The sequence below is a fragment of the Acinetobacter sp. WCHAc010034 genome (assembly GCF_001696615.3).
Taxonomy (GTDB): domain Bacteria; phylum Pseudomonadota; class Gammaproteobacteria; order Pseudomonadales; family Moraxellaceae; genus Acinetobacter.
On the sequence record NZ_CP032279.1, the window covers coordinates 269,370 to 285,964 of the forward strand.

Annotated in this window: 11 protein-coding genes, 2 tRNA genes and 3 rRNA genes; 6 read left to right on the top strand and 10 right to left on the bottom strand. The window is 48.2% G+C overall.

The genetic code is table 11. The features are described 5' to 3' along the window. Nucleotides 1-95: 95 nt before the first annotated feature. The 3 genes from aroC to BEN74_RS02640 all read right to left on the bottom strand — a co-directional run bounded on the left by aroC (nucleotide 96) and on the right by BEN74_RS02640 (nucleotide 2,685). Complete coding sequence (gene aroC / locus BEN74_RS02630; protein ID WP_068910088.1) at nucleotides 96-1,190, bottom strand: chorismate synthase; 1,095 nt, start codon at nucleotides 1,188-1,190, stop codon at nucleotides 96-98. A 13-nt stretch (nucleotides 1,191-1,203) separates the two neighbouring features. Further along, nucleotides 1,204-2,214 carry a 50S ribosomal protein L3 N(5)-glutamine methyltransferase gene (prmB, locus tag BEN74_RS02635; RefSeq protein WP_068910086.1) on the bottom strand — a complete coding sequence of 337 codons (1,011 nt, stop codon included), beginning with the start codon at nucleotides 2,212-2,214 and terminating at the stop codon, nucleotides 1,204-1,206. 90 nt (nucleotides 2,215-2,304) lie between these two features. Beyond that, entirely contained in the window at nucleotides 2,305-2,685 is a 381-nt protein-coding gene (locus tag BEN74_RS02640) for a lysozyme inhibitor LprI family protein (protein ID WP_068910084.1), read from the bottom strand. A gap of 201 nt (nucleotides 2,686-2,886) precedes the next feature. On the opposite strand from BEN74_RS02640, the gene BEN74_RS02645 reads away from it, so the two are divergent. From BEN74_RS02645 to BEN74_RS02670, 6 genes are all read left to right on the top strand, one after another. Beyond that, complete coding sequence (locus BEN74_RS02645; protein WP_068910082.1) at nucleotides 2,887-3,189, top strand: hypothetical protein; 303 nt, start codon at nucleotides 2,887-2,889, stop codon at nucleotides 3,187-3,189. Nucleotides 3,190-3,347: 158 nt separating this feature from the next. Next, entirely contained in the window at nucleotides 3,348-4,721 is a 1,374-nt protein-coding gene (locus BEN74_RS02650) for an ABC1 kinase family protein (RefSeq protein ID WP_068910080.1), read from the top strand. Between the two features lie 223 nt (nucleotides 4,722-4,944). Beyond that, nucleotides 4,945-6,240 (top strand): acyl-CoA dehydrogenase family protein, encoded by a 1,296-nt coding sequence (locus tag BEN74_RS02655; RefSeq protein WP_068910188.1) that lies wholly within the window; start codon nucleotides 4,945-4,947, stop codon nucleotides 6,238-6,240. Between the two features lie 34 nt (nucleotides 6,241-6,274). Next, complete coding sequence (locus tag BEN74_RS02660) at nucleotides 6,275-7,474, top strand: acyl-CoA dehydrogenase family protein (protein ID WP_068910077.1); 1,200 nt, start codon at nucleotides 6,275-6,277, stop codon at nucleotides 7,472-7,474. A gap of 103 nt (nucleotides 7,475-7,577) precedes the next feature. Continuing rightward, nucleotides 7,578-8,066, top strand: a complete 489-nt coding sequence (locus tag BEN74_RS02665; protein WP_068910074.1) for a GNAT family N-acetyltransferase — start codon at nucleotides 7,578-7,580, stop codon at nucleotides 8,064-8,066. 344 nt (nucleotides 8,067-8,410) lie between these two features. Further along, entirely contained in the window at nucleotides 8,411-8,983 is a 573-nt protein-coding gene (locus BEN74_RS02670) for a transglycosylase SLT domain-containing protein (RefSeq protein ID WP_068910185.1), read from the top strand. Nucleotides 8,984-9,198: 215 nt separating this feature from the next. On the opposite strand, the gene rrf is transcribed toward BEN74_RS02670, so the two are convergent. The 7 genes from rrf to BEN74_RS02705 all read right to left on the bottom strand — a co-directional run bounded on the left by rrf (nucleotide 9,199) and on the right by BEN74_RS02705 (nucleotide 16,460). Continuing rightward, nucleotides 9,199-9,313: ribosomal RNA gene (gene rrf / locus BEN74_RS02675) — 5S ribosomal RNA — on the bottom strand. A 197-nt stretch (nucleotides 9,314-9,510) separates the two neighbouring features. After that, nucleotides 9,511-12,404, bottom strand: a 23S ribosomal RNA gene (locus BEN74_RS02680). A 365-nt stretch (nucleotides 12,405-12,769) separates the two neighbouring features. Next, nucleotides 12,770-12,845: transfer RNA gene (locus BEN74_RS02685), tRNA-Ala, on the bottom strand. A gap of 50 nt (nucleotides 12,846-12,895) precedes the next feature. Continuing rightward, nucleotides 12,896-12,972, bottom strand: a tRNA-Ile gene (locus BEN74_RS02690). A 61-nt stretch (nucleotides 12,973-13,033) separates the two neighbouring features. Further along, nucleotides 13,034-14,571, bottom strand: a 16S ribosomal RNA gene (locus BEN74_RS02695). The 16S, 23S and 5S rRNA genes sit together here with 2 tRNA genes alongside, the layout of an rRNA operon. 471 nt (nucleotides 14,572-15,042) lie before the next feature. Continuing rightward, a complete protein-coding gene (locus BEN74_RS02700) occupies nucleotides 15,043-15,678 on the bottom strand; it encodes a DUF2057 family protein (RefSeq protein WP_068912178.1) in 636 nt (211 codons plus the stop codon). Between the two features lie 188 nt (nucleotides 15,679-15,866). After that, nucleotides 15,867-16,460, bottom strand: a complete 594-nt coding sequence (locus tag BEN74_RS02705; RefSeq protein ID WP_068912197.1) for a nitroreductase family protein — start codon at nucleotides 16,458-16,460, stop codon at nucleotides 15,867-15,869. Nucleotides 16,461-16,595 lie beyond the last annotated feature (135 nt).

Sequence of the window (16,595 nt, forward strand, 5' to 3'; positions counted from 1 at the left end):
AATCCTGTTCTTATACAGCTAATCTAAAATACTGATTTAAAACAAGGCAAATAAAAAAAGCCGGACATACAGCCCGGCTTTTCAATCAGAACTTTTTACTTCGGCTCAATGGGCGCAAATGGCGCAACAACATCGGCATTCTGCGCGCGGTGGCGCATGAAGTGATCCATCAGAACTATCGCCAGCATCGCTTCAGCAATTGGCGCTGCGCGCACGCCCACGCAAGGGTCATGGCGGCCCTTGGTCAATACGTCTGTATCTTCACGGTTGATGTTGATGGTTTTGCCCGGTGTCGTAATCGATGCAGTCGGTTTCAGCGCAATTGCAACGCGGATGGTTTGGCCTGAAGAAATCCCGCCTAAGATGCCGCCGGCATGGTTGGCCAAGAAGCCGTCAGTCGTCAGCTCATCGCGCGTTTCATGGCCGAATTGGCCTGCAACAGCAAAACCGTCGCCAATTTCAACGCCTTTTACCGCATTGATGGACATCATGGCATGCGCAATATCGGCATCCAGGCGGTCAAAGACCGGCTCACCCCAGCCCACAGGAATATTATCCGCCAGAATTTCCAGTTTTGCGCCACAGCTGGTGCCCTGTTCACGCAGTGAAGTCACTAACGCTTCAAAACGCGGCACAGCATCGGCATCGCCGCAGAAAAATGGATTATTCGGCACTTCATTCCAGTCCAGCTTCTCCGCTTTTTCAGTGCCAATTTGCGTGACATGGCCGCGGATTGCAATACCGAACTTTTCCGCCAAATACTTTTTCGCAATTGCGCCGGCTGCTACACGCATCGCGGTTTCGCGCGCGCTGGAACGGCCGCCGCCGCGGTAGTCTCGGAAACCGTACTTTTGCGTATAGGTATAATCCGCATGGCCGGGGCGGAAAGTCTGCGCAATATTGCCGTAATCTTTCGACTTCTGGTCTGTATTGCGGATCAGCAGGCCAATTGGCGTACCGGTGGTTTTGCCTTCAAATACCCCGGAAATGATTTCCACTTCATCCGGTTCTTTGCGCTGCGTCGCAAACTTCGATGTGCCCGGCTTGCGGCGGTCTAAGTCTGCCTGCAGGTCTTCTGCGCTCAGTGCAAGGCCGGGAGGAACGCCATCCACAATCGCCATTAAGCCTGCGCCATGAGATTCACCGCAGGTCGTTACACGGAAAAGCTGCCCTATACTGTTACCGGCCATGCTCAGCGGCTCCTTATGCTTGAACAGATTGAATGAATAAATCGTGGAATTTGCGGCACTGCGCTGCAGTTAAAGCAAAGATGCCTGTGCCGCCTTTCTGGAACTGCAGCCAGTAGAAATCAACGGTATTGAAGTTCTGCTTCATCGCCCATTCCGAGTTGCCGACTTCAATCACAATCAGGCCGTCTTCAGTTAAGTAGTCCGCAGCCTGCGCCAGCATTTTGCGCACAAGGTCCAGGCCGTCTTGGCCCGCAGCCAGCGCCAGTTCCGGCTCATGGTGGAATTCTTCCGGCAAATCCGCCATGTCTTCCGCATCCACATACGGCGGATTCGACACGATCAAGTCATATTGATTTTCGGCAGGGATTTTGGCAAACAGGTCAGATTCAAGCAAAGCCACCTGATACTGCTTATTATGATGTTCCGCATTGATAGAAGCCACTTCCAGCGCTTCTTTGGAAATATCCGTAGCATCCACTTCAGAGTCCGGGAATGCATAAGCCAAAGCAATGGCGATGCAGCCTGAACCGGTGCACATGTCTAAAATGCGCTGCGGTGTTTTTGGATTCGGGTTTTCCGGCAAATTGTTGGCCGCTTCGCGCGCCTGGCCATTTTCATCCAGACAGTACGGCGCGAAACGGTTTTCAATCAATTCGGCAATCGGTGAACGCGGAATCAGCACGCGCTCATCAACATAAAACGGCTTGCCGAAGAAATAAGCCAAATTCAGCAAATAAGAGGTTGGAACTTTTTCATTGATGCGACGCGCCAGCAAAGCAAGAAATTCTGCAGCTTCGCTTGGCAGAACTTTGGCATCTAAAATTTCTGAATCGGCATTCCAGTCCAAAGACAGGGTCTGCAGCACCAGTGCAGAACTTTCAGCAAAATAATCTTCTGTGCCTTGACCTAAGTGTGCATCGTATTGACGTAATGCTGAAACACCGAAACGGATAAAATCGCGGATGGTAGTTAAATTTTCAGCGGCTTCCTGCAAATGCTCAGGGCTAATAGTCGGTCGATCCACTTAAGGCGTCTCCAAGGTCATATTTTTAAAACGCCTTATGATACCTTAGTTTTCATGGTTTTTTTACGCTTTCATGCCGATAAAGGGCAATTATTCAAAAGCTGAAGTTTTCTTTTCATAATAGCCTGCACGCTCTGAAGTCATGCCTAAAACGCATTTGGCCTGGCGGATCGCGACATGCACTGAATTGCTGTTAAAATAGCAGACCTTATTCATCCGGCCTTCCCAAAGCCTGTGCTGGGTTTTATAATTTTCTTCATAAGGGCCCGCATTCTTCAGGTATTTTTTGTAATATTTTTCCAGATCCTCATTCTGAATTTTCAATTCTTTTTTAAGGCATTTTTGAATCACATCTGTATTGCCATAAGTGGCATTCATGCACTGCCGGTATTCTTTAGAAAGTCCGCCAGCTGAAGCATGTCCAGCGCCAGCAGCAGCCAAGCAAAATAAAATCGGCTTTAACAGTTTCATACAATCCCCTTGCCTCAGAAGCGGCAAAATCCCATATAAGCTATTGTTGTGTTTTACAGAATAGTACAGCAATCATATGCAGAATCCTATAATGGAAAACTGGAATTTAGCGCACAGCCTGAATTTTGCGCCGGCATTGAAATCAGGCGGCCTGCCCCAATCTTATCCAGCTCATTGCCCGCTACTTTCCAGTTTGAATTTATGAGCTATAAACACAATAATTTGATGGCTATGCGCAACAGCTATTGGAATGATCTGAACCCCACAGCCGTTAAAGAAAAACTGTATTTTCAGCAGATGCTGGTGGATAACGGCATTTTTGAAAGCGCCACGGCAGAAGACGCCAAGCATCTGTTTTTCAGCCTGCCCAGCATTATCATTGTCAAAGGCTATGCGCATGGCTTCATGCACGCGTCTGTGCAGGTCTTAATCTGCCAGCATATACAGGCCAACAAGCAGCTTTTGCAGCAGAAAACCGAGATGAAAATTAAATTCAACCTGTAGCCGGCCCCGGCTGCATCAAGCGCCGCCGCATTTCAGCCTGAGCGCTGCATAACTTTACTGGTTATTCAGCATGTTGAACTTTTTTAATACGCGCAGACACGGTAAGATTCGCTACAATGAATTATTCTGCTATTTGCTGATTAAAGGATTTAGTTTACATGTCAGATCAGAACGATAAGCTTAAACAACTGAAAACTTCTTCTATGGATCGACGCTTATCGATTGCAAAAGCATCTTTACTTGCAGGAACGCGCTGGGCGGCTTCAAATGCGACAACTATTTTTTCCAGCGAGGAAGAAAAAGAACGCAAACGCAAAAAAGCCATGAAAGAGCAGGCCGACTATTTAGTTGCCGAAATTGGCAAGCTGAAAGGCTCAATTGTAAAGATTGGTCAAATGATGGCACTGTATGGCGAACACTTTTTACCGGAAGAAATCACGCAGGCCTTAAATACGCTGAACAACCAGACCGTGGCTTTGGCGTGGCCGGCAATTAAAGAGCAGCTGCAGGCGCAGCTGGGCGCAAAACTCAATGATCTGACCATTGACCATGAACCTTTAGGCACCGCATCCTTAGCGCAAGTGCACCGCGCGACCCGCAAATCTGACGGCCTGGAAATTGTATTGAAAATTCAATACCCGGGCGTGGCGGATGCCATAGATTCAGATATGAATCTGTTCAGAAACATGCTGAAACTGACCCGCATGGTGCCGCAAACCCGCGAATTCGACCAGTGGTTTGATGAAGTCCGCGAGATGATGCACCGCGAAGTGAATTATCAAATTGAGGCTGAAACCACCCGCCGCTTCGCTTCACGCTTAAAAACCGATCCGCGCTACATCGTACCGCAGATTGTTGATGATTACTGCACCGACCAAGTGCTGTGCATGACCTTTGAACGCGGCGTGCCGATCAACAGCCCGGTCATGCTGTCTTTGCCGCAAGAACGCCGCAATGCCTTGGGCGAAGCATCACTGGAAATTGCTGTGCGTGAGCTGTTTGAATGGGGCGAAATGCAGACAGACCCGAATTTCGGCAATTACCTGGTCCGCTTGGGCAACGGTGCAGAGATTCACGATAAAATCGTGCTGCTGGACTTTGGCGCCATCCGCCAGTTTGACCAGCACCTGCTCAATGTTGCACGCAACTTAATCTTTGCCGGCTACAACCACAGCGCAGAGGAAATGGTGGCTGCCATGACCGGCTACGATTTCTTTGACTCCATTCCGCAAAGCATTAAGCCCGACATGGCTAAGGTGTTTTTGCTGGCAACTGAAGCCTTCAGCAGCCTAAGCAACAACCCTGACCTGCCTGCCGGCGTGATGGATGAGCACAACCGCTATGACTGGAAAAAAAGCCTGCTGCATAGCCGCGTCATGCAGCAGACCTCCAAATCAATGGCGTCCCGCTATTTCAGCGTTCCGCCAAAAGAGTTCATGTTCATCAGCCGGAAATTCATCGGCGCCTATACATTCATGACCGTCATTGAAGCCAAAACAAATGTCAGAAAAATGATTCAGCAGTACCGCTAAGCCTTTGCAAGGCCTGAATGGCTTTGGTCATTCAGGTCAATTTCCGTTTGATCCCCTGCAGATATTCAATTTTTATTTCATTTCAAATCAACTGATTAATTAGAAAAATAGAAGCCCTTCCGCCGTTTATCTTTGACAATCAATCATGTCAGTTTCGACATGGTTTTTTGCCATTCCGCGTGTCAGCATAAAAACAGGAAAAGACACCAACGGAAAAACAAAAATGACCAACATGGTAAATAAGGCGCAAGGATTCGGGCTGTCGCTGCTGACCAAAATTGCAGGCAGCGAGGTGCTGGATCAGCTGAAACTGCGAAAATTTGTCGAAAAGTCGCTGTATCAAAGCTCAAAGGCCGGGTTTAAAACCTTAAGCCAGAGCCAGAAAGCCTTTAAATTCAATAAAAACCTGCATAAGCAGCGCTTAGCCAATCAGTCAAAATCACTGCTTGATTTAAGCCTGACTCCAGAGCAGCAAATGACCTGCAATGCAATGGATAAATTCGCCGCGGAAGTCCTTTACCCGCTGGCGCATCGGGCAGATCAGGAGGAAAAGTTCCCTGCCGAACTGCAGCAGTACAGCGCAGACCTAGGCCTGAACCTGTATGCGCTGCCTGAAGCCTTAGGCGGCGCGGCCAGCGAAAAAAACATCATCAGCAATATCTTAATTGCAGAGCGCTTGGCGCAGGGAGATTTCAGCCTGACCGCCGGCCTGCTTTCAACATTCAGCGTGATTAATGCCCTTAGCCAATGGGGTTCTGAAGCGGTTCAGGCGAAATACCTGTCAAGCTTTGCAGAAGATGCAGAGATTCAGGCCAGCTTTGCCGTGCTGGAAGCCAGCGCCGCATTCAATCCTTTCCAGCTTAAAACCCGGGCCATTGAGCGCCAAGGCAAATACGCCATTAGCGGTGAAAAAACCTTGGTGATTCTAGGCGAATCCGCCGACCTGCTGCTGGTTTCGGCTGAACTGAATGGCCAGCCCGATGTATTTGCCGTGACCCGGGACAGCAGCATCACCCTAAGAAAAACACCGGCAATGGGGCTGAAAGCCGCCGAAACGGTGACGCTGCATTTCAATAACACCCCAGCCGAACGCTTGGGCGATGATGATTTCAGCTACACCGCATTTGTAGATTTGGGCAATTTAATGTGGTGCGCCATGGCAGCCGGCGCCTGTGAAGCGGTTAAAAAATACTGCATTCAGTACGCCAACGAGCGCACCGCCTTTGGCGAGCCGATTTCACACCGCCAAAGCATTGCTTTCATGATTGCCGACATGGCGATTGAAATTGAGGCGATGCGCATGCTGGTGCTGAATGCCTCCAGCCTTGCAGAAGCTGGGCAGCCTTTTCACCGTGAAGCCTATTTAGCGCGCCTGCTCTGCGCAGAGAAATCCATGAAAATCGGCACAGATGGCGTCCAGATTTTAGGCGGCCACGGCTTTACCAAAGAGCACCCTGTTGAGCGCTGGTACCGCGACTTGCGGGCCACGGCAATCATGCACTCCGGCCTGCATGCTTAAATAAGCCCTATAAGGATTAAAAAAGGAAAATAATATGAATCTGCAAAATCCTAAAAAATTCAGAATGCTGATTGATCAGGCCCATGAAGTCGCCTTGAATGTGCTGCGCCCGATTTCACGCAAATATGATAAAGCTGAGCATGCCTATCCCAAAGAACTGGACATGCTCTCCTCACTGGTCGACGGCATGAACGAAAGCGGTGACGGCATGAATGCTGGCGCTGCCGTAAATAAGCGCGGCGGCGCTGACAGCGCCAACAAAAATGGCGTCAATATGTCTACAGCGCTCAGCATCGTTGAAATGTGCTATGGCGATACCGGGCTGCTGCTGAGCATGCCGCGGCAAGGGCTGGGCAATTCCGCAATTGCCGCTGTGGCCAATGATGAACAGCTGGAACGCTTCAAAGGCATATGGGCAGCAATGGCCATTACCGAACCCGGCTGCGGTTTAGATTCTGCAGCCATCCGCACGGCCGCAGTCAAGGACGGCGATGACTATATTCTCAATGGCGAGAAGATCTTTGTGACTTCCGGCGAACGCGCCGATGCTATAGTTGTTTGGGCAAGCCTGGATAAAAAGTCAGGGCGCGCAGCCATTAAATCCTTTGTCGTTCCCAAAGGCACCGCAGGCATGAAAGTAGAGCGCCTTGAACATAAATTAGGGGTTAAAGCTTCAGATACTGCAGCCATCAGCTTGATTGACTGCCGTGTTCCGGCGGCCAACCTGCTCGGCAATGCTGAAATCGACCCGGCAAAAAGCTTTGCCGGCGTCATGGAAACTTTTGACAATACGCGCCCGCTTGTCGCTGCGATGGCTGTCGGCTGCGCCAAAGCCTCCTTAGAGCGCATTAAGGAAATTTTTAAGGATGAACTGGATGCCAGCTATGCAACACCCTATCTGCAAGCCTCCAATATCGCCGCGCAGATCTACCGCTTAGAAGCTGAATGGGAAGCCGCGCGCCTGCTCATGCTGAAAGCCGCATGGATGGCGGACAATAAGCAGCCAAACTCGCGCGAAGCCTCAATTGCCAAAGCCAAAGCCGGCCGGGTAGGCAATGAAATTACGCTAAAGTGCGTCGAGCTGGCGGCAGCCGTTGGCTATAATGAAGATGAGTTGCTGGAAAAATGGGCGCGGGATTCTAAAATCCTGGATATCTTTGAAGGCACCCAGCAGATTCAGCAGCTGATTATTGCGCGGCGCGAATTAGGAAAATCATCCAGCGAATTGAAATAGCGCCTGCTTCAGCAGAACAATAGCTGGATAAGCCTTAGATTTTCATGAAAAACCGTAATATAACAGTTCTTCTCTTGTTGCTCTATGATGGCTGCCCCTGACTATGTACCGTATCCGCCCTATCCAGATTTCTGACAACCCTCAAATTGCGCAGATTATCCGTGACGTTTCCAAAGAGTTTGGCTTAGCACCTGAATCCGGCTTTGCCGTTGCGGATCCGGTCTTAGATCACCTGTACAGCGTTTACAGTCAGCCTAATGCGCAATATTGGGTCATTGAAAATGCTCATGGTCAGATTTTCGGCGGCGCCGGCATTGCCCCGCTGCAAGGCGATGCGGGCATCCTGGAAGTTCAGAAAATGTATTTCCTGACTGAGATTCGCGGTTTAGGATTTGCCAAGCAGATTTTGGCGCATGCTTTTGCATTCGCGAAGCAGCATCATTTTAACAGCTGCTATTTAGAAACCACGGCCAGTTTATGGCAAGCAGTAAAGCTTTATGAAAAATTAGGCTTTGAGCATTTGCATGCGCCTAAAGGCAATACAGGCCACAGCCATGCCTGTAAAATATGGATGCTAAAACATATCAACTGAATTATGGCAATCCGCCAAAAAACAACCCTCAGTTGAAGAGATTGATTGCAGCCCTTCTAAACAGTAAAAATTGTTCGGCAATAATCCATTCATCGGAACACAGGAATACTAAATTTGACCTTGGAAAAGAAGATGCTGGCGGAAGATGCTGAATGAATGCCGCGCATGGAGCCTCAAACTGAAGAATTCAATTATTAAAATTAGAGCCTTCAATTCTGGACAAAAAATCCATGATATTAACAAATTCACAGCATTACACAGCCGGCGCATCCTTGACGGCAGCACATAGGCTGAATAGTATTTTCAGCATAAATAATTAGGCTATAGACAATATTTTATTGATTATGAAGCATTTCTCACAAATCCAAGCTCGGTGGGCCGATTCAAAACTATTCACTTTAAAATCGGCCTTGATTGCAACAGCAGCAATCGCATTCACAGGCTGCTCATCGCTGGGCGGCGGCTCTATTGAAAAGCGTTCCGCAAAACTATCTTCAGGCATTCAAAAGGCTTATGCGGTTGAACCGAATACTGCCAATCGCGTTTCACCAATGATTATTCAAAGCGCAGAACGCTATGACTTAGACCCGCTGCTTGTGGCTGCGGTTATTCGCCAAGAATCCAGTTACCGTCCGCGTGTTACATCTCCGGCTGGCGCAGTTGGCCTTACTCAAATTATTCCTCGATATTGGCAGCAAACATGCCCTGGAGATTTATTTGATGAAAATACCAATATTCAATGCGGCAGCTATATTATCTCAAAATATAAAAATACTGCTGGCGAACTGCCAAAAGCATTGGCCTACTATAATGTCGGGCCAACAGGCTACAATACTGACCACAAGATGAAAAAACAGGGCAAACGATATGCTAAACAAGTCAAGCAGCATCAGAAACTCTTGAAAAAAGCTTTATAAAATGCTGAATCTGCTTCATCTTCATGAATTAAGAAAGAAAAAATCAAGGGTATTCGCTTACCTTTTATCTATACTTGAAATATATATTGGTTGGAATATAAGCTTAAAGTAACAGCTGTAGGCTTTGCCCACTTCCGGGATGCCCTTTTCTTTTCTATTTTTTTTATGCATAAAAAAACCCCCTCCGATTTTATCGGAGGGGGTTTTGAATAATGAGCTGGCGATGACTTACTCTCACATGGGTAACCCCACACTACCATCAGCGCAAAGAGGTTTCACTTCTGAGTTCGGGAAGGGATCAGGTGGTTCACTCTCGCTATTGTCGCCAGCACAACTGTTATGGATACTCGCTTGGTCTTATCTGTTCACTTTTCAGTGCATGCCAAGGTTTTTTCCAAATGAGTTATTAACAGGTATATCTGAGTTTATGCAATTTGTTCAATTTTACTTAGCTTTTCAACTAAATCAAGTTTGATCGTTTGATTTCGAATCAATTGATGCTTCGTATACAACTGCTTGGGCGTTGTATAGTCAAGCCTCACGAGCAATTAGTACTGGTCAGCTTCATGCGTCGCCGCACTTCCACATCCAGCCTATCAACGTCGTAGTCTTCAACGGCTCTTTAGAGGAATAAATTCCTAGGGAAATCTTATCTTGAGGTAGGCTTCCCGCTTAGATGCTTTCAGCGGTTATCCCTTCCGAACATAGCTACCCGGCGATGCGACTGGCGTCACAACCGGTACACCAGAGGTTCGTCCACTCTGGTCCTCTCGTACTAGGAGCAGATCCTCTCAAATTTCCAGCGCCCACGGTAGATAGGGACCGAACTGTCTCACGACGTTCTAAACCCAGCTCGCGTACCTCTTTAAATGGCGAACAGCCATACCCTTGGGACCTGCTTCAGCCCCAGGATGAGATGAGCCGACATCGAGGTGCCAAACACCGCCGTCGATATGAACTCTTGGGCGGTATCAGCCTGTTATCCCCAGAGTACCTTTTATCCGTTGAGCGATGGCCCTTCCATACAGAACCACCGGATCACTAAGACCTACTTTCGTACCTGCTCGACTTGTGGGTCTCGCAGTTAAGCGCGCTTTTGCCTTTATACTCTACGCGTGATTTCCGACCACGCTGAGCGCACCTTCGTACTCCTCCGTTACTCTTTAGGAGGAGACCGCCCCAGTCAAACTACCCACCAGACATGGTCCTCGTCCCGGATAACGGGACAGAGTTAGAACCTCAATATTACCAGGGTGGTATTTCAAGATTGGCTCCACCGGGACTAGCGTCCCGGCTTCAAAGCCTCCCACCTATCCTACACAAGTAAGATCAAAGTTCAATGTCAAGCTGCAGTAAAGGTTCACGGGGTCTTTCCGTCTAGCCGCGGGTACACCGCATCTTCACGGCGAATTCGATTTCACTGAGCCTCTGCTGGAGACAGCGCCCCCATCATTATGCCATTCGTGCAGGTCGGAACTTACCCGACAAGGAATTTCGCTACCTTAGGACCGTTATAGTTACGGCCGCCGTTTACTGGGGCTTCGATCAAGAGCTTCGCTTACGCTAACCCCATCAATTAACCTTCCAGCACCGGGCAGGCATCACACCCTATACGTCCACTTTCGTGTTTGCAGAGTGCTATGTTTTTAATAAACAGTTGCAGGGGCCTGGTTTCTGTGGCTGCCGGCAGCTCAGGAAGCAAGTTCCATCACCGCCAGCAGCGTACCTTCTCCCGAAGTTACGGTACCATTTTGCCTAGTTCCTTCAGCAGAGTTCTCTCAAGCGCTTTGGTCTACTCGACCTGACCACCTGTGTCGGTTTAGGGTACGATTCCAGTATAACTGAAGCTTAGAGACTTTTCCTGGAAGCATGGTATCAGCCACTTCACTGCACAAGTGCAGCTTGCTGTCAGTTCTCAGCATAGAGTACCCCGGATTTGCCTAAGATACATGCCTACAACCTTTCACCTGGACAACCAACGCCAGGCTGACTTAACCTTCTCCGTCCTCTCATCGCATTATACTGAAGTATTGGAATATTAACCAATTTCCCATCGACTACGCCTCTCGGCCTCGCCTTAGGGGTCGACTCACCCAGCCCCGATTAACGTTGGACTGGAACCCTTGGTCTTTCAGCGAACGGGTTTTTCACCCGTTTTGTCGTTACTCACGTCAGCATTCGCACTTCTGATACCTCCAGCAGACTTCTCAATCCACCTTCATCGGCTTACAGAACGCTCCCCTACCACTTGCAATAAATTGCAAATCCGCAGCTTCGGCATATAGTTTTAGCCCCGTTACATCTTCCGCGCAGGCCGACTCGACTAGTGAGCTATTACGCTTTCTTTAAAGGGTGGCTGCTTCTAAGCCAACCTCCTAGCTGTCTATGCCTTCCCACATCGTTTCCCACTTAACTATAATTTTGGGGCCTTAGCTGGCGGTCTGGATTGTTTTCCTCTTGACTACGGACGTTAGCACCCGCAGTCTGTCTCCCGGATAGTACTCATCGGTATTCGGAGTTTGCATCGGTTTGGTAAGTCGGGATGACCCCCTAGCCGAAACAGTGCTCTACCCCCAATGGTATTCGTCCGAGGCGCTACCTAAATAGCTTTCGGGGAGAACCAGCTATCACCAAGTTTGATTAGCCTTTCACCCCTATCCACAAGTCATCCCCTGGCTTTTCAACGACAGTGGGTTCGGTCCTCCAGTTAGTGTTACCCAACCTTCAACCTGCTCATGGATAGATCACCTGGTTTCGGGTCTACACCCAGCAACTAAGCGCCCTATTAAGACTCGGTTTCCCTACGGCTCCCCTATGCGGTTAACCTTGCTACTGAATGTAAGTCGCTGACCCATTATACAAAAGGTACGCAGTCACCGGACTAAGCCGGCTCCCACTGCTTGTATGCATGCGGTTTCAGGATCTATTTCACTCCCCTCACAGGGGTTCTTTTCGCCTTTCCCTCACGGTACTGGTTCACTATCGGTCAGTCAGGAGTATTTAGCCTTGGAGGATGGTCCCCCCATATTCAGACAAGGTTTCACGTGCCCCGCCCTACTCGACATCATCATATAAGCCCTTTCGCGTACAGGACTATCACCTACTGCGGTTGCGCTTCCCAGAGCATTCCGCTAGAACTTATATGACTTAATGGGCTGTTCCCCGTTCGCTCGCCGCTACTGAGGGAATCTCAATTGATTTCTTTTCCTAAGGGTACTGAGATGTTTCACTTCCCCTCGTTCGCCTCGCAACACTATGTATTCATGTTGCGATACCTGCCTTATGGCAAGTGGGTTTCCCCATTCAGAAATCTCCGGATCACAGGATATTTGCCGCCTCCCCGGAGCTTATCGCAGGCTATTACGTCTTTCATCGCCTCTGACTGCCAAGGCATCCACCACATGCACTTAATTACTTGACTATACAACCCCAAACAGTCGCTAATACTTACAAGTAGTATTTCGCGTCGCAAACTTAATTGCCACAGTTAGAGTTTCGTGAACTTAATCACTGTACAGCTTCAATTAGATTCATATACCAAAACGCTTGATTCAGTTAATTTCGCTAGTAACTCATTTCATTCAGCATTAACAATTGCTTGTTAAGCTGGCTAAAACGAGTATGAACAAATTATTTCAACTCAAATATATTCTGTTAATGATTCACTGCATCCTCGTCGGACTGCAGTCAACTGTGATAAATCACAGAACTTAATAAACTAAAATCAAATGATCTTATTTACTAAATTCTATAATCTAACTTCTCAGCTTAATCACTCTAAAGTGATGGTGGAGACTAGGAGAGTCGAACTCCTGACCTCCTGCGTGCAAAGCAGGCGCTCTACCAACTAAGCTAAGTCCCCAGCTTATCATAAGGCCAATGTTTCTGATTCTCTGTTTCAGTTTGCAGATTTGGTGGGTCTGACAAGACTTGAACTTGTGACCCCACGCTTATCAAGCGTGTGCTCTAACCAACTGAGCTACAGACCCTCAGATACATCGTCATGAAGAACAACTTGTTGTGGATTCTTACCGATCGTCAATCTTTCGTTAAGGAGGTGATCCAGCCGCAGGTTCCCCTACGGCTACCTTGTTACGACTTCACCCCAGTCGTCGGCCACACCGTGGTAAGCGTCCTCCTTGCGGTTAGACTACCTACTTCTGGTGCAACAAACTCCCATGGTGTGACGGGCGGTGTGTACAAGGCCCGGGAACGTATTCACCGCGGCATTCTGATCCGCGATTACTAGCGATTCCGACTTCATGGAGTCGAGTTGCAGACTCCAATCCGGACTACGATCGGCTTTTTGAGATTAGCATCCTATCGCTAGGTAGCAACCCTTTGTACCGACCATTGTAGCACGTGTGTAGCCCTGGCCGTAAGGGCCATGATGACTTGACGTCGTCCCCGCCTTCCTCCAGTTTGTCACTGGCAGTATCCTTAAAGTTCCCGGCTTAACCCGCTGGCAAATAAGGAAAAGGGTTGCGCTCGTTGCGGGACTTAACCCAACATCTCACGACACGAGCTGACGACAGCCATGCAGCACCTGTATGTAAGTTCCCGAAGGCACCAATCCATCTCTGGAAAGTTCTTACTATGTCAAGGCCAGGTAAGGTTCTTCGCGTTGCATCGAATTAAACCACATGCTCCACCGCTTGTGCGGGCCCCCGTCAATTCATTTGAGTTTTAGTCTTGCGACCGTACTCCCCAGGCGGTCTACTTATCGCGTTAGCTGCGCCACTAAAGCCTCAAAGGCCCCAACGGCTAGTAGACATCGTTTACGGCATGGACTACCAGGGTATCTAATCCTGTTTGCTCCCCATGCTTTCGTACCTCAGCGTCAGTATTAGGCCAGATGGCTGCCTTCGCCATCGGTATTCCTCCAGATCTCTACGCATTTCACCGCTACACCTGGAATTCTACCATCCTCTCCCATACTCTAGCTTCCCAGTATCGAATGCAATTCCTAAGTTAAGCTCAGGGATTTCACATCCGACTTAAAAAGCCGCCTACGTACGCTTTACGCCCAGTAAATCCGATTAACGCTCGCACCCTCTGTATTACCGCGGCTGCTGGCACAGAGTTAGCCGGTGCTTATTCTGCGGGTAACGTCCACTCATCCTAGGTATTAACTAGAAGAGCCTCCTCCCCGCTTAAAGTGCTTTACAACCAAAAGGCCTTCTTCACACACGCGGCATGGCTGGATCAGGGTTCCCCCCATTGTCCAATATTCCCCACTGCTGCCTCCCGTAGGAGTCTGGGCCGTGTCTCAGTCCCAGTGTGGCGGATCATCCTCTCAGACCCGCTACAGATCGTCGCCTTGGTAGGCCTTTACCCCACCAACTAGCTAATCTGGCTTAGGCTCATCTATTAGCGCAAGGTCCGAAGATCCCCTGCTTTCCCCCGTAGGGCGTATGCGGTATTAGCGTTCCTTTCGAAACGTTGTCCCCCACTAATAGGCAGATTCCTAAGCATTACTCACCCGTCCGCCGCTAGGAAATGTAGCAAGCTACATCTCCCCGCTCGACTTGCATGTGTTAAGCCTGCCGCCAGCGTTCAATCTGAGCCATGATCAAACTCTTCAGTTTAAAATCAATAGTGCTTTATTCAAAACACCAAATCTGGCTCATCAATTTTCTGACATTAATTTCTCAAATAAACTTCGAGTAATTTCTACCATCAATCAATGAAAATTATTTCGATCGATCAACCGGTAAAAACCCACACAAGTTGTTCTTCATATTCTCTTAATGATCTATCTGCGCCTCATCAGCAACAGATTCAACACATAAAACTTAACGTTTTGTTCCGCTTACCGTGTTGATGTGGGCTATTCTATACATTTTAAAAACAAGCGCAACCCCTTTTCTAAATTAATTTAGAAAAACCAGCTTACTCGTATATTTTTTAATCCAAGAAGTTATTTTTAGCGCAAAAAACAGCTTTTGCATAGCTTTTTTACACATTCACACACTTTCGCGCTTCTCAAAAAATCCTCAAAAAAAGGCCAGCGACTGCCGGCCTTGGAACTTTCATGCTTTTAAGCATGCTTTAAAGTGCTAATTCGCCTGTTCTGCAAGCCATGACATAAATTTTTGACGCTCCTGCTTTGATGATTTTTGCCAAAGCTGAACCAGCTGCTGATCCGCAGTCCCAGTTCCTGACACAAAAGCCGCCTGTGCATAAACAGGCGCAGGCTGGTTTGCAGGCGCAGCTGTCTTGGTTTTAGTTAAATCGACAGATGAACTGCCAAAAGCACCTGTACTGAACCATGTTTTCTGCTCCGCCTTTGCGCCGGCCTGCTTTACCAGCAGCCGCTTTTGCTGATCATAAAGCCCAATAATTGGCTGATCTTTATATTTCTGGGCAGCATCAAAATCTTTTGGTGCATCAATCAGCGCCAAGCGGTAATTTTCGCCATCTTTCAATACCGGTGTTTTTACAGTCACAATGCCTGATCTTAAAATATCATGTGAATTATCGGCATGCTGAAAGAATTCCGTATAACGGACGCTGATTGCATTTTCACCGGCATCAAGCTTGTATTGCTGATTTGAGCGCAATAGCCCTGCACTGACTTCCTGATCATTGACAGCGACAATTTTGATTTCTTCCGGAGCCGTTACGGTAACTGCTGAAAAAGCAGCGCTGCTGACCATCATTGCCGCAATTGCCGCAGTTAATCTTAAAGCCATTTAGATTACTCTTATCGATTGTTAAAGTTTCATTGCACTATGCAATGCATTAATGACAATTTTATGACAAGCTGATTTTGAATAGCTTTATTCAGCGCACCCGCTAGCAGCGTAACGACTTCATGCCTTATGCAGAAGAGGGCGCATTATGGCGCCCTCTTCAAACCCACTGTAAAATCTATGCGCAATTAATTGAAGCTTTTGAAGCGCTCGGAATCCGCCATAAATGTTTTCTCTCCCGCCGGCGCCTCGATAGAACCAAACACCAGTTGCGCGCGCAGTTTCCAGTGTGCAGGAATGTCAAAAGCCTGCGCAGTTTCCGCATCAATAACTGGATTATAGTGCTGCAAAGACGCGCCGATGCTTTTTTCAGCCAGCGCTGTCCATACGGCGAACTGCGCAATGCCTGTTGAATGCTCAGACCAAGCAGGGAAATGGTCTGCATATAAAGTAAATTGCTCCTGCAGCGCTTTGACTACATCCTGATCTTCATAAAACAAAGCAGTGCCGTAGCCGGCTTCAAAACTGCTGATCTTCGCATCGGTATTGGCAAAAGCTTCTGCAGGAACAAGCTTGCGCAAGGCTTCACGGACTATATTCCAAAACTTGACATGTGATGCGCCATATAAAGTGACCACGCGTGAAGTTTGCGAGTTGAATGCTGAAGGGCTGAAGCGGACCGCTTCCTGAATGGTTTGCTCAATTGAACTTTGATCAAGCTTTACGTTTCTGCCAATGGCATAAATGGTGCGGCGCTGCTTAATTTGATCTAAAAATGACATATCAGAACCTCTTTTTGTTTTCAGCCAGATGAGTGTGATGAAATCATCATATGCTATTTTTCCGCCGCCCACACGGCCAAAACCACGACATTGTGTTTTATTTATAGAACAATCGTTTAAAACCAGCAAGCATAA